Source organism: Amycolatopsis sp. WAC 01416, from assembly GCF_003947485.1.
Classification (GTDB): Bacteria; Actinomycetota; Actinomycetes; order Mycobacteriales; family Pseudonocardiaceae; genus Amycolatopsis.
Genome location: NZ_QHHX01000003.1, coordinates 127,543 through 141,525, shown reverse-complemented (window position 1 = coordinate 141,525; position 13,983 = coordinate 127,543). Strand labels below are relative to the sequence as shown.

Sequence of the window (13,983 nt, the reverse complement as noted above, 5' to 3'; positions counted from 1 at the left end):
GCCCCGAACCGGACTGTCCCGTCCTACAGTCGGTTGGTGACCGCGATGACATCAGTACCCGATCTCTTCCGTGAAGCCGTCGCGGCGTTGCAATCGGTCCGGCCCCGCCCCGAAGTGCAGCTGGAGACGATGCGCCCGCCGCAGCGGCTGGCGCCGTGGTCCTACGCGGTGAGCTGCGAGGTGGAAGGACCGGCGGACGTGCTGGCGTCGGGACGGCTGGTGCTGCTGCACGACCCGGACGGCCAGGAGGGCTGGGACGGGGTCCTGCGGCTGGTCATGTACGTCCGCGCGGAACTCGACCGCGAACTGGCGACCGATCCCTTCCTGCCGGCCGTGGGCTGGTCGTGGCTGACCGACGCGCTGGAGAGCTCCGGCGCGGACTGGACGGCGCTGGGCGGCACCGTCACCGAGACTTCCTCGGCTCGCTTCGGCGATATCTCAGGACCCTCGCGCACCGACGATCTGGAACTCCGGGCGTCCTGGACGCCGACCGACGCCGCACTGCGGCCGCACGGGCAGGCCTTCTGCCAGGTGATGGCGAGCGTCGTCGGGCTGCCGCCGGTGGGCGTGACCCTCTTCGAGCAGCGCCAGTCCTCCTGACGGTCGGCTCAGAGAACCTTCGCATCCCCACTCGGGTCCCCGAGAGGCCTCCTGCTGTCCGGCGAGTGCCGCTCACGACTTCCGTAGGTCCGTGAAGGCCTCCTTGAGGGACACCGCATTTACCCACTACTCGGGGCTCGCGCTCTGAGATCCCCTTGGTCGTCGTGTGGCCTTAGGCGTAACACGCGTGATTGGACGCGGAACTCACGGCCGACCCGGTCACGGGCGCGACGTCCATCGGCCTGGTGGTGACATCACCCCACGACCCACCCGCCAACCCGCAGGTCAGACGCAGGCAGAGGTCCGTGAAGGCCTCCTTGAGGGACTCTGGGTCCCTCAAGGAGGCCTTCACGGACTCGGCAGCGGTCCCGACACGCCGAATCCCGGCAATCGAGACATAGCATTTGGGTTATTTTGCGAGTTCCGGCCATCTAGCACCGCTAGGAAAGCTAGCGATACTAAAGGTCCCTTGCTATCGCCGGCGGATCGGCGACCCAAGGACATGAAGGACTCCTTCATTGCGCCTAGCGCAAGCAAGGAGTCCTTCATGTCCCCGCGAAGACCCCCGAAGCGACCGAAGGCGCCTTCGCCTACTCCATCCGCGAGCCCCGAGAGCGTCCGTACGGCGTCGAGAGACCCGACGCGGCCATTCGGACCAGACCAGCCCCGACCAGCACGGAGCCGGTCGAACAGAGGTCTGAACCACCCCGTTCGTGCTAACCCGGCTGTCACCGTGCGCAACAAGATCAAGTGAGCCCGAAACGGCTCTCCGGGCACCCCGGAGACCTTCCGGAGCGTTACTGGCGCAGTCACTGAGCGGAGCGATCATGACTCTCCGCGAAGTTGATCAAGCCCCATGCCGGGGACGCTTTCCGGGTCCCCGCGCACTGCTCTTCGAGCGTCCCGGGCAGAGGCACCGGCAGGTGCACGGCTCATCTGCACAGTCGGTTGGGCCCCGGTATCCCCAGTGCATCGTGTTCGTTCGGCGATGTGTTAGCCACCGGCTGTGTACTAGCCCGATCGTGTTACTACGAACTCCCTGAGTGACCACTGGTTTGAGATAGATACCCATTCGATCCCCCCGTGAAGGCCTCGGGGCGGCTACAGTGCCATCGACGACACCACTTTCGGTCTAAAGCTGGCGCGGCTAAACGGCCGAAAGTCCCGGTGCCGGTCGGGGGGCACGACCGACTCCAGGGAGGTAGTGACGTGGCTACCGTCGGCATTTCTCAGGCCGTCCGATCCACGCCAGCCGGTTCATTGCCGGCGAGCATGGTTCCGCACCCGCGGGAAGAGCTTTTTTCCGTGTTGGTGGTCGATGACCACCCATTGTTGAGGGAGGCAATCTCAGCAAGACTCGCACAGATGGGTGCGGGCACCGTCCACGAGGCCGCCACGGTGGCCGAGGCGAGGGCGCGAGCACAGGCCACAGGGCCTTGTGATCTGGCGATCCTCGATCTCGGACTGCCGGATGGCAGCGGCATCGAGCTGGTTACGGAACTCCGTAGCCATGGCTGGCCTCGAGTAGTGGTGCTCGCTTCATCAGACGACCCGTACGCGGTCAGGTCGGCGTTCCAGGCCGGCGCCCAGGCATACCTGCTCAAGTCGGCATCGCCGGTCGTAGTGACCGACGGCGTCCGCAGGGTGCTCGAGGGCGGCGTCTACGCGGACCCGAGCGTCGCACCGGTCCTGGCCACCGGCACCCGAGTCGCCGGCACCGACAACACCCCGCGCGAGCTTTCGGCGCGCGAGGTCGAGGTGCTGCAGCTCGTGGCCGACGGCCAGAGCAACAAGGAGATCGGTGAGGAACTCAGCCTCTCCGCTCTCACCGTGAAGTCCCACCTCTCCCGCATCGGGCGCAAGCTCGGCACGGGTGACCGGGCTCAGATGGTGGCGCTGGCCATGCGTGCCGGCGTGATCCGCTGACAAAGGCGAACAGCCCTGCGGGGCGGGCGGACCAGGCGCGGTCCGCTCGTCCCGTAGGGTCTTCACCTATGGAAGGCGACCGACCCGGAGAACCGCAGACGGACCCGAAGAACGGCACCGATGACACCGGTGGACCGGTTCTTCTGCGCGAGCCCGCCGAGGGCACTCCGCCGGTGATCGCCGACGCGACAGCCCTCGCCGAAGCCTGCGTGAAGATCGCGAGCGGCAGCGGGGCCATCGCCGTGGACACCGAACGCGCGTCCGGCTACCGATACTGGCCGAAGGCCTATCTCGTGCAGCTGCGCCGCGAAGGTGCCGGCTCCTTCCTCATCGACCCCATTCCGCTCGAAGGGCAGCTCGAACCCCTCGCGGACGTGCTCAACAACGCCGAATGGGTGCTGCACGCGGCCTCTCAGGACCTGCCGTGCCTCGCCGAACTCGACCTGCACCCGAAGAGCCTGTTCGACACCGAACTCGCCGGACGGCTCGCCGGGTACGAACGGGTCGCCCTCGGCACCCTTGTCGAACTCCTTCTCGGTTACCAGCTGGAGAAGGGCCACAGCGCCGCCGACTGGTCGAAGCGCCCGCTTCCCGTCGACTGGCTGAACTACGCCGCCCTCGACGTCGAGCTACTCATCGAGCTGCGCGAGAAACTCGAGGCCGATCTGGCCGCCCAGGGAAAGCTCGACTGGGCCCAGCAGGAATTCGAGGCCGTCCGCACCGCGCCGCCGCCCGCCCCTCGGGCCGAGCCGTGGCGCCGGACCTCCGGGGTGCACAAGATCCGGAGCGCGCGCGGTCTCGCCGCCGTGCGCGAACTGTGGCAGGCGCGGGACGAGCTCGCCCGCAAACGTGACCGCGCGCCGAGCCGGATCCTGCCCGACACCGCCATCATCAACGCTGTCACCGCGGACCCGAAGACCGTCGAGCAGTTGCAAGCGCTGCCGGTGTTCAGCGGCCGGGTCCAGCGCAAGTACACCGCGAGCTGGCTGCGGCATCTGCAGGCCGCCCGCGCGCTCCCCGCCGACGAACTGCCGACCCCCGCGCAGCAGACCGACGGCCCGCCGCCGGTGAACCGGTGGTCGGACAAGGATCCCGACGCCGCCGCCCGGCTCGTCGCCGCCCGCGCGGCGCTGGCCGCGATCGCGGAGGACCGGCGGCTGCCGGTGGAGAACCTGCTGCTGCCGGAACTGGTGCGCCGCACCTGCTGGCGTCCGCCCGCGGAGCTGAGCGAGGACGCCGTCGCCCAGGTGCTCCGCGACGGCGGTGCCCGGCCGTGGCAGGTCGAGCTGACCGTGGCGGCGCTGAGCAAGGCGCTGCACGCCACCGCCACCGCCTGATCCGCTTTCAGTCCTCCAGCAGCATCCGGGCGGAGGCACGCAGCCCCGCGTCCGGTTCCCCGATACCGGCGAGCCTCAGCACGCTGTCGGCCCCTTCGACGGCGTGCGCTTCGACGTCCAGGTCCGGTTGGTCACGCCGGACGATCGCGATGCTCTCGACGAGCCCGAACACGAGGTCGGTCCGGATGCCGACGAGGCCACCGGGTACGCCGGCCGCGGCGACGAGCGAGCCGTAGACGCGTTTGAGTTCCGCCCGTTCGGCGCGGAATCGCGCCAGCCTCGGCGACGAGATCTCCGGCAGCAGGTACAGGGCGCCGAGGTTGTGCCGCGCGCTGCCGAGCAGATGGATGTCCGCGTACGCCAGCGCCCACAGCCGTGCGCCGACCGGCGCGAGCTGCGCCGAAAGCCCGCCCGCGACGTCCAGTGACGGCCGGACGGTGTCCTCCAGCAGCGCCGCGAGAATGTCCTCTTTGGACGGAAAGTGGTAGTAGAGGGACGCCTGGCGCAGGCCGGCGCGTTCGGCGATCGCTCGGGTGGTCGTCGCCGCGTACCCGGCGCCGGTGAACAGCTCCCCCGCCGCGTCCAATACGGCGAGCCGCGCTTCCCGCTTGCTCGCCGCGGCGCCGCTGGCTCTCGGCCTTCCCACCCCGGTCGTTTTCGTCATCTATCCGATCCTGCCATTTCTTCGCGAAGATCTTTGTTACGTCCGGTGGTCGGCCCAGGTTACCCAATCCGGTATCTGTTAACACCGCGCTTACCCGGCGGAGATCGGAAGGATCCCGCACGCGCTTAATTTCGGTCAGCCGATCGAAATTCGGCCCTTGAGACAGGAGCCTCCGCAAATGCCTTCCGAAGACCTTTCCGCCTTCGGGTACCGCCAAGAACTTCGCCGGACACTCGGCGGATTCTCCGCCTTCGCCGCCGGTTTCTCCTTCGTTTCCATCCTGACCACGGTGTTCCAGCTGTTCGCCTTCGGCTATTCCTTCGGCGACACGCTCTTCTTCTGGACATGGCCGCTGGTCATCGCCGGGCAATTGCTCGTCGCGCTCAACTTCGCCGAACTCGCCGCCCGATTCCCGCTGGCCGGATCGGTTTACCAGTGGGCGAAACAACTCTCCCCCGGATTCGGGGGCTGGCTCGCCGGCTGGATGATGCTGGTCGGCTGCGTCGTCGCGCTCGCCGGTGCCGCGATCGCGCTGCAGGTGGTCCTCCCGTCGGTCTGGAGCGGCTTCCAGCTCGTCGGCGGGGATCCCGCGATCACCTCCCCGACCGGCGCCAGCAACGCCGTCCTGCTCGGCACCCTGCTGATCGTCATCACCACCGCGATCAACGCGGGCGGCGTACGGCTCATGGCGCGGATCAACGACATCGGGGTCGCCGCGGAACTCGTCGGCGTCCTCGTGCTGGTCGTCGGTCTCGCGTCGTTCGCTGTCCGTGGCCCGCAGGTCGTGACCCAGCCGGCGGGCGAAAGCCCGGGAGCCGGCGGCGTTCTCGCTTCGGCACTGATGGCCGCGTACGTTCTCTACGGTTTCGACACCGCGGCCTCGGTCGCCGAGGAGACCAAGGACGCGCGCCGTGTCGCCCCGCGCGCCGTGCTCCGCGCGCTCTTGATCTCCGGGGTCGGCGGGCTCGCCGTCGTCCTCACCGCGCTGATGGCGGCGCCGAGCCTGACCGACGGGCAACTGGCCGGGAAAGGCCTGCCGTATGTGATCACCGCCGTCTTCGGTGACACTCTCGGCCGGGTCTTCCTCGCCGACGTCGCGATCGCGGTCGTCGTCTGCACCCTGACCATCCAGACCGGCACCGTGCGGCTGATCTACTCCATGGCCCGCGACGGCGCGCTCCCCGGCGCCAGGCGCCTTTCCGCGGTGAACGCCCGCACCGGCACACCGATCGCGCCCGCCGTGCTGTCCGGGGCGCTCGCCATCGGGCTCCTGCTGCTGAATCTGGGGAACCCGACCATCTTCAGCACGATCACCGGCACTTCGGTGGTCGTGGTCTACCTCGCCTATCTCCTGGTGACCGGGCCGCTGCTGCTCCGGCGCCGTCAAGGCCGTTTCACCGCCGAGCCCGGCCATTTCTCCCTGGGGCGATGGGCTATTCCGGTCAACATCGCGGCAGTAGGGTACGGCGCGATGATGATCGTCAACATCGCTTGGCCACGAGCCGAGATCTACGACCTGGCGGGCACCGGTTCCGTCTGGGTCCTGTTGTTCCCGATCGAGTTCGTCGGCGCCGCGCTGCTCACCGGCTATCTCTGCTGGCGCCGCCGCTCCGCGCTCACCACGGTTCCCGTCCCCGCGACCTGAAGGAAGGTTCCATGAGCACGACATCGACCACGTACGGCGCTCGCGACCACGCCCGCGCACAGGCGGGCACGGTGACCGAAGCGATGCCCGCAATCCCCGCGTCCACCTGGCCGGACCCGCCGCCCGGGATCGACCCGGCGAAGCTGGTCTGGGCCGAGACCGTCGCCGGCGGCGGCTACACCCACAAGGTCCTCGCCCGCGGCACCGAGCTGCGGCTGACCGACGTCGAGGGGGACGCCTGCGCGCATCTGCTGCTGTTCAACGCGGACCAGCCCTGGGAGCGGCTGAACGTCGCGGACACGGTGAAGGTCCAGTGGAACGCCTACCTCGGCGAGGCGATCGCCCTGCTTTCGGATCAGGCACGGGTGCTCGCGACCGTCGTCACCGACGAGAGCGGCAAGCACGACGCCCTCTGCGGAACGTCCACTGTGGACAGTAACGCGCAGCGCTACGGCGACGGGAGCCCGCAGGGTGCTTCGCCATCGGGCAACGCGCTGTTCACCCTCGCCGCGGCCAAACACGGCCTCACGCCGCGTGACCTCCCGCCGAGCCTGTCCTTCTTCCAAGGCGTCCACGTGGAGGCCGACGGCGGGCTCACGTTCACCGGTTCGGCCGGTCCCGGCAAATCCGTGGTCCTGCGCACGGAACTCCCGGTCGTCGTCCTGATCGCCAACGTGGCACATCCGCTCGATCCGCGCCCGGACTACCCGGTCACGCCGCTGCGAGTCCTCGCCCAGCGCTCCGCCCCGTCCACTCCGGACAGTCCTGAGTGGACGGTTTCCCCCGAGGCGCAGCGTGCCTTCGAGAACACCGCCGACTACCTCACCGCAAGGGGCCTCGCATGACGATCATCTCCGACACCGAGGTCGCCGCGCGGGCGCCGTACTCCACCGTGCTCCGCGAGGGCGAGACGCTCGCGATCATCGATCTCGGCGGCAACCAGGCCGTCGACTTCCTCTGCTACGACGCCGCCGACACGGCGAAGAGGTACAGCGCGGCCGCCACGATCGCCGCGCAGCGCAATATCTTCCTCACCACCGGCAGCGTGCTGCGCACCGGCGAGGGCGCACCGCTGCTGACCGTCGTCGAGGACACCTGCGGGCGGCACGACACGATCGGCGGCGCCTGCAGCAAGGAGTCGAACAGCCTCCGCTACGGCCAGCACACGCGGTTCCAGCACGCCTGCGTCGAGAACTTCCTGACCGAAGGCGCCAAATGGGGCCTCGGCAAACGGGATCTGGTCAGCAACGTCAACTGGTACATGAACGTGCCGGTCGAACAGGACGGCACGCTCGGCATCGTCGACGGCATTTCGGCGCCCGGCCTGGAGGTCAAGCTGCGTGCCGAGACCGACGTCCTGGTCCTGGTGTCGAACTGCCCGCAGATCAACAACCCGTGCAACGGCTTCGACCCGACGCCGGTCCGGATGATCGTCACCGGCGGTGCCGGGTGAAGCTGCTCGTCGCCAACCGGGGGGAAATCGCGGTCCGTGTCATCCGGACCGCAAGGGAGATGGGCATTCCGACGGTCGCCGTCTATTCCGACGCCGACCGTACGGCCGCGCACGTACGGCTTGCCGACGAAGCCGTCCGGCTCGGCCCGGCACCGGCGAGGGAGAGTTACCTCCTCGCCGACGCCATCATCGAAGCCGCGGTGAAGACCGGGGCGGACACGATCCATCCGGGTTACGGCTTCCTGTCCGAAGACGCCGCTTTCGCCAGAGCGGCGGAAGCGGCCGGGATCCGGTTCGCCGGACCCACCGCGGACCATCTCGAAGTATTCGGCAGCAAGCACACCGCGCGGCTGAAGGCCGTCGAGGCCGGTGTCCCGATGCTGCCCGGCACCGGGCTGCTGGACACCCTCGCCGACGCCGAAACCGCGGCCGCCATGGTCGGCTATCCGGTGATGCTCAAGGCCACCGGCGGTGGCGGCGGGATCGGCATGCGGGCCTGCGCGTCCGCCGACGAACTGCGGGACGCCTGGGAAGCGGTGCAGAGCATCGCGGCCAAGAGCTTCTCGACCTCGGGCGTGTTCCTCGAACAGCTGGTGACCCACGCGCGGCACGTCGAGGTCCAGGTGTTCGGCGACGGCGCGGGCAAGGTGCTGGCGCTCGGCACGCGGGACTGCACCCTGCAGCGGCGCAACCAGAAGGTGCTCGAAGAGTGCCCCGCGCCAGGGCTTTCCGAAGCGGTGCGGGAGAAACTGGTCTCCGCGGCCGTCGATCTCTGCGCTTCGGTGCACTATCGGTCGGCCGGGACGGTCGAGTTCATCTACGACCCGAGGCGGGAAGTGGCCGCGTTCCTGGAAGTGAACACGCGCCTTCAGGTCGAACACCCGGTCACCGAAGCGGTGTACGGGATCGACCTCGTCGAGTGGATGCTCCGGCTCGCCGACGGCGACACCGGGATGTTCGCCACCACGCCGTCACCGCGCGGGCACGCGGTCGAAGCGCGGGTCTACGCCGAGGACCCGGCCGCCGGGCACCGCCCGAGCGCGGGTCTGCTGACCCGCGCCGACTTCCCCGAAGGCGTCCGGGTCGACACCTGGGTCGAGGCCGGCGCGAACGTGACGACGCATTACGACCCCCTGCTGGCCAAGGTGATCACCGTCGGCGCGGACCGGGAGGCGGCGCTGGCCGCCCTGGGCGAGGCGCTCCGCGAGAGCCGGGTGGACGGCGTCCGGACGAACCTCGGCCAGTTGCGCGCGGTCGCCGCCGATCAGCGGCTGCACGAGATCACGCACGACACCGCGACGCTCGACACGATCACCGATCCCGAGCCGCGGATCGAGGTCCTGCGGGGCGGCACGATGACCACCGTCCAGGACTGGCCGGGACGGCTGGGGTTCTGGCACGTGGGTGTCCCGCCGAGCGGCCCGATGGACGATTTGTCGCTGCGTCTCGGCAACCGCGCGCTCGGCAATCCCGAAGGCGCGGCGGGCTTGGAGTGCACCGTAGACGGTGTCTCGCTGAAGTTCACCGACGCCGCAATCGTTTGCGTCACGGGATCGCCGTCGCCGGTGACCCTTGACGGCACGCCCGTTCCACAGTGGACGCCCCTCGAGATCCCCGCGGGAGGCGTGCTCGACGTCGGCACCGGCATCGCCGGGCTCCGCGCGTACGTGCTCGTCCGCGGCGGGATCGACGTGCCGGGCTTCCTGGGCAGCGCGGCGACGTTCACCCTGGGCGGCTTCGGCGGGCACGGCGGGCGCGCGCTGGCGACCGGCGACGTCCTCTCCCCCGGTCCGGAACCGGAGAACGCCGTCACCGGACCGGTTCCCGAAGCCGAACGGCCGGTCTTCGCGACGCACTGGGAGATCGGCGCGTCCGAGGGACCACACGCCGCGCCGGAGTTCTTCACCCCGGACGACGTCGAAACGTTCTACGCCACCGACTGGGAGGTCCACTTCAACTCCGCGCGGACCGGGGTCCGGCTCGTCGGACCCCGGCCCCGCTGGGCGCGGGAAGACGGCGGTGAGGCGGGCCTGCACCCGTCGAACATCCACGACACGCCGTACGCGATCGGTGCCGTCGACTACACCGGCGACCTGCCGATCCTGCTGGGACCGGACGGGCCGAGCCTCGGCGGGTTCGTCTGCCCGGCGACCGTGGTGACCGGGCAGCGCTGGAAACTCGGCCAGTTGCGGCCGGGCGACACCGTGCGGTTCGTGCCGATCACCACCGAGCACGCCTCTTCCTTGCGGGATACGCCCCACACCGCGGTCAAGGCGAGCCGGAAACCGATCGACGACGGTGGCATCCTCGGCCGTCTGTCCACATCGGACGAGAACCCCGAGGTCACCTACCGGCGCAGCGGCGACGACAACCTGCTGATCGAGTACGGGCCGATGAAACTCGATCTGGCCCTGCGGATGCGGGTCCACGCCCTGGCCGATCGGCTGGCCACGGAAGGGCTCGACGGCGTCGTCGACTTGACCCCGGGCATCCGCTCGCTACAGGTCCACGTCGACCCGGACGTGCTGCCGGTGCCGAAACTGCTCGGGCTCGTGCAGGAGGTGGAGCACGATCTGCCGCGCACCGCCGATCTCGTGGTGCCGAGCCGGACAGTACGGCTGCCGCTGTCCTGGGACGACCCGGCGACGCGCGAAGCGATCGAGCGGTACATGGCGGGCGTCCGCGACGACGCGCCGTGGTGCCCGTGGAACATCGAGTTCATCCGGCGGGTGAACGGTCTGTCCAGTGTGGACGACGTCTACCGCACGGTGTTCGACGCGGAATACCTGGTGCTCGGCCTCGGCGACGTCTATCTCGGCGCGCCGGTGGCCACTCCCCTTGATCCGCGGCACCGGCTGGTCACCACGAAGTACAACCCGGCCCGCACCTGGACCGCGGAGAACTCGGTCGGCATCGGCGGCTCGTACCTGTGCATCTACGGGATGGAAGGCCCCGGCGGCTACCAGTTCGTCGGGCGGACCGTGCAGGTGTGGAGCGGCTGGCGGCAACGCGGGTCGTTCGAACCGGGTTCGCCCTGGCTGTTGCGGTTCTTCGACCGGATCTCGTGGTACCCGGTGACCGCCGAGGAACTGCTCGACCTGCGGGCACAGAGTTCGGCGGGGGAACTGGAACTCGACATCACCGACGGCGAGTTCGCGCTGGCCGACCACGAGCGGTTCCTGGCCGACAACGCCGCCGACATCGCCTCTTTCCGGGCGAAGCAGAGCGCGGCGTTCGAGGCGGAGCGGCAGGCCTGGGCGGCGGCAGGTGAATTCGACCCTCGCCCCGAGCCCGTCGGGGCCAAGGTCCCGACCACGAAGGTCGAGGCCCCGCCCGGCGGACACGTCGTCGAGGCACCGTTCGCCGCCACCGTGTGGCGGGTGGACGTCGACCCCGGCAAGAAGGTCGACCCGGCGGAGACGCTGGTGATCCTCGAAGCGATGAAGACCGAGGCGCGGATCCCCGCGCCCGCCGCCGGGGAGGTCGTCGAGGTGCTCGTCTCCCCCGGCGATCAGGTCGCCCCCGGCACACCGCTGGTGGTCTTGGAGCCTCTTGGCGGAGCTGAGGAGGTCTCGTCGAATGGACATAACGCGTGAACCCGCCCGGCCGAAGGCCCCGCTATCGCGGTGGCAGGGCGCCCTGATCACCCACCGGAACGAGCTTTACCAGGTCGCGCCCTGCCGACGTCGATCGCGGCGCGGGTTCACCACCAGGCAATGGGGAAGGAGCGCGGGATGAGCGTGCTGGAACGGGTGCGCGCCGCGTACCACCGGATCGCGCGGGTCGACCGGCCCGAGATCTGGATCGACCTGCGTCCCGAGGCCGACGTGCTCGCCGACGCGGAGAAGCTGGAAGCCCGTCGTGCGGCGGGGGATTCCCTGCCGCTGTACGGGAAACTGGCCGCGGTCAAGGGCAACATCGACGTCGCCGGGCTGCCGACGACAGCGGCGTGCCCCGAGTACGCCTACCTGCCGGACGAGGACGCGCCGGTGGTGGCGCGGCTGCGGGCGGCCGGGGCGCTGATCCTCGGCACGACCAATCTGGACCAGTTCGCGACGGGACTGGTCGGCACGCGCAGTCCGCACGGCGCGGTCCGGAACGCGATCGACCCGGCGTACGTGTCGGGCGGGTCGAGTTCGGGGTCGGCGGTCGCGGTGGCGCTCGGCATCGCGGATCTCGCGCTCGGCACCGACACCGCCGGATCCGGGCGGGTCCCGGCGGCGTTCAACGGGATCGTCGGCCTCAAGCCGACACGCGGTCTGCTGCCGACGGCCGGTGTCGTGCCCGCGTGCGCGAGCATCGACTGCGTGACGGTGTTCGCGCGGTCGGTCGACGAGGCTTCGGCGGCCTTCGCGTGTCTCAGCGAGCCGCGGGATCTTCCGGTGGTCCACCGTCCTTTCCGGATCGGTGTGCCGGACGCTCTCGGTCCCCTTCAGGAAGGGTGGGCGGACGCGTTCTCCGCGGCGGCTCACGAGTTCCGTGACGCGGGAGCCGAGCTGGTCACTGTCGACATATCGGCGTTTCTCGACGCGGCGCGTCTGCTGTACGAAGGCGCCTTCGTGGCCGAGCGGTACTCGGCGGTCGGCGAGTTCATCGACGCCCACCCGGATGCCGTCGATCCGGCCGTGCGGCGGATCATCGGTGCGGCGAAGGACATCCCGGCACACCGGTTGTTCACCGACTTGGCCGCGCTCGACGGTCTTTCGCGTGAAGCGTCGGCAGTGTTGTCCACTGTGGACTGCCTGCTGCTGCCCACGACGACAGGGCACCCGACGATCGCCGAGGTCGAGGCCGATCCGCTGGGCGTGAACGCCCGGTTGGGCCGGTTCACGAACTCGACGAACCTGCTGGACCTGTCGTCGCTCGCCGTACCCGCCGGAACCGTCTCCGGGCTGCCGTTCGGGGTGATGCTGGTCGGCCCCGCGTACGCCGACCGGATCCTCGCCGACGTCGCCCGGCTGGTGCCGCGGCGGACGCGGATCGCCGTCGTCGGCGCCCATCTGCGCGGGCAGCCGCTGAACCACGAACTGACCTCGCGTGGCGGGCGGTTCGTTTCCTCCGGATCGACCGCGGCCGAGTACCGGCTCTACGCGCTGGACACCGTGCCGCCCAAACCCGGTCTCGTCCGGGTCGCCTCGGGTGGCGAGCCGATCGAGGCCGAGGTGTGGGACCTGCCTTCGAGCGGCTTCGGCGAGTTCGTGGCGGGCGTTCCCGCGCCGCTGGCGATCGGGAAGGTGCGGCTGGCCGACGGGAGCGAGGTGTCCGGGTTCGTCTGCGAACCGGTGGCCGTGGAGGGCGCCGAGGACATCACCGGGTACGGCGGGTGGCTCGGGTACCTGAGCCGCTGAGGCTCGCGTCTCGTGAGTGGCGTTTCGGGTTCTAACCCGAAACGCCACTCACGAGACTTGACCGGCTCGGTACCGGAGTTTTCTTGTCCCGCTTGAGGTACATGAAGGACCCCTTCCTTGCGCCTGGCGCAGTGAAGGGGTCCTTCATGTACTGGGGAAGGAGGCCTTCACGGACTCGGGTCTGGCATCAACCGCAGCCGGAACCACGTAGGTACCTAAGCCACCCTTGGCTCTAACCCGAAACGCCACTCACGACCACCGCCAGGCCCGGGACGCACCGTCCCTCCACCAGGCGTTTTCCGATTCGGTTGGCCTCCCGGGGCGTTCTGGGAACAACGTCACAAACCCTGGCGGCCCGCCGGACGCTGGGTAGCTTCGGAGTGGTGCCCACCACTGTCGTCTCCAGCCGCCGGACCGCGATCAGCGTGCTCGTGGCGCTGGGTCTCGTCGGGATCGCGATGGTGACGCTGGGAGCCACCGGCGTGGCCGTCAAGACGGTGAACGGGCAACCGCTCGCGATCCTCGAAGAGGTCCCCGGCCCCGAGAGCGGGCCGACATGCGCCGTCGACAAACGTTATGTCGACGAGGACACCTTCGGTATGCGCCCGGACGTGATCGAAGCGTGGAACGCCATGCGCGCCAAGGCCAAGGCACAGAACATCACGCTCTGCGTGAACGACGGCAAGCGCAGCCGGAGCCAGCAACAGCGCGAGTTCGACAAGGCCGTCGAGCGGTTCGGCTCCGTGGAGCAGGCCAAGAAGTGGGCGTTGCAACCGGAGACGTCCATGCACGTCAAGGGAATCGCCGTCGACATCCAGCCGCTGAACTCGGCAGCGTGGGTGGACGAGAACGGTGGCGCGCTCGGCTGGTGCCGCCGCTACGACAACGAGAAGTGGCACTTCGAGTACGACCCGGCCTATGCCACCGGCGGCTGCCCCGCCCTGCTTCCCAGCGCCACCGGCAACTAACGCGTAACTCGCGTGATTGGAGGCGTAACTCCTCCAGACACG

At 69.4% G+C, this 13,983-nt stretch carries 10 protein-coding genes; 9 read left to right on the top strand and 1 reads right to left on the bottom strand.

Annotated features, from left to right (window positions below; translation table 11 throughout):
• Positions 1 to 36 precede the first annotated feature (36 nt).
• From DL990_RS10530 to DL990_RS10520, 3 genes are all read left to right on the top strand, one after another.
• Complete coding sequence (locus tag DL990_RS10530) at positions 37 to 600, top strand: DUF3000 domain-containing protein (protein WP_199746301.1); 564 nt, start codon at positions 37 to 39, stop codon at positions 598 to 600.
• 1,209 nt (positions 601 to 1,809) lie between these two features.
• Entirely contained in the window at positions 1,810 to 2,526 is a 717-nt protein-coding gene (locus tag DL990_RS10525; protein WP_034318331.1) for a response regulator transcription factor, read from the top strand.
• Positions 2,527 to 2,594: 68 nt separating this feature from the next.
• Entirely contained in the window at positions 2,595 to 3,863 is a 1,269-nt protein-coding gene (locus DL990_RS10520) for a ribonuclease D (RefSeq protein ID WP_125798561.1), read from the top strand.
• Between the two features lie 7 nt (positions 3,864 to 3,870).
• Here DL990_RS10520 and DL990_RS10515 read toward each other — a convergent pair whose 3' ends face one another.
• Positions 3,871 to 4,527 carry a TetR/AcrR family transcriptional regulator gene (locus DL990_RS10515; RefSeq protein WP_125798560.1) on the bottom strand — a complete coding sequence of 219 codons (657 nt, stop codon included), beginning with the start codon at positions 4,525 to 4,527 and terminating at the stop codon, positions 3,871 to 3,873.
• 178 nt (positions 4,528 to 4,705) lie between these two features.
• Here DL990_RS10515 and DL990_RS10510 point away from each other — a divergent pair, with 178 nt between their 5' ends.
• The 6 genes from DL990_RS10510 (at position 4,706) to DL990_RS10485 (ending at position 13,941) form a co-directional block, all read left to right on the top strand.
• Positions 4,706 to 6,172, top strand: coding sequence for an amino acid permease (locus tag DL990_RS10510; protein ID WP_125780318.1), 1,467 nt, complete (start codon positions 4,706 to 4,708; stop codon positions 6,170 to 6,172).
• 11 nt (positions 6,173 to 6,183) lie between these two features.
• Positions 6,184 to 7,017 (top strand): urea amidolyase associated protein UAAP1, encoded by an 834-nt coding sequence (locus DL990_RS10505; RefSeq protein WP_125780316.1) that lies wholly within the window; start codon positions 6,184 to 6,186, stop codon positions 7,015 to 7,017.
• Complete coding sequence (locus DL990_RS10500; RefSeq protein ID WP_125798559.1) at positions 7,014 to 7,625, top strand: urea amidolyase associated protein UAAP2; 612 nt, start codon at positions 7,014 to 7,016, stop codon at positions 7,623 to 7,625. Before DL990_RS10505 ends, DL990_RS10500 begins: the two co-directional genes overlap by 4 nt.
• Positions 7,622 to 11,221, top strand: coding sequence for an urea carboxylase (uca, locus tag DL990_RS10495; RefSeq protein ID WP_125798558.1), 3,600 nt, complete (start codon positions 7,622 to 7,624; stop codon positions 11,219 to 11,221). Before DL990_RS10500 ends, uca begins: the two co-directional genes overlap by 4 nt.
• 120 nt (positions 11,222 to 11,341) lie before the next feature.
• Entirely contained in the window at positions 11,342 to 12,973 is a 1,632-nt protein-coding gene (gene atzF / locus DL990_RS10490) for an allophanate hydrolase (protein WP_125798557.1), read from the top strand.
• Between the two features lie 380 nt (positions 12,974 to 13,353).
• The gene (locus DL990_RS10485) at positions 13,354 to 13,941 is read left to right on the top strand and encodes a D-alanyl-D-alanine carboxypeptidase family protein (protein WP_125780308.1); all 588 of its coding nucleotides are present in this window, start codon (positions 13,354 to 13,356) and stop codon (positions 13,939 to 13,941) included.
• The last annotated feature ends 42 nt before the right edge of the window (positions 13,942 to 13,983 follow it).

What these genes read in the sequence shown, in the direction of transcription:
- atzF (WP_125798557.1), top strand. Translation starts at nt 11,342, where the DNA reads ATGGGGAAGGAGCGCGGGATGAGCGTGCTGGAACGGGTGCGCGCCGCG.
- DL990_RS10500 (WP_125798559.1), top strand. Translation starts at nt 7,014, where the DNA reads ATGACGATCATCTCCGACACCGAGGTCGCCGCGCGGGCGCCGTACTCC.
- DL990_RS10510 (WP_125780318.1), top strand. Translation starts at nt 4,706, where the DNA reads ATGCCTTCCGAAGACCTTTCCGCCTTCGGGTACCGCCAAGAACTTCGC.
- DL990_RS10505 (WP_125780316.1), top strand. Translation starts at nt 6,184, where the DNA reads ATGAGCACGACATCGACCACGTACGGCGCTCGCGACCACGCCCGCGCA.
- DL990_RS10515 (WP_125798560.1), bottom strand. Translation starts at nt 4,527, where the DNA reads ATGACGAAAACGACCGGGGTGGGAAGGCCGAGAGCCAGCGGCGCCGCG.
- DL990_RS10520 (WP_125798561.1), top strand. Translation starts at nt 2,595, where the DNA reads ATGGAAGGCGACCGACCCGGAGAACCGCAGACGGACCCGAAGAACGGC.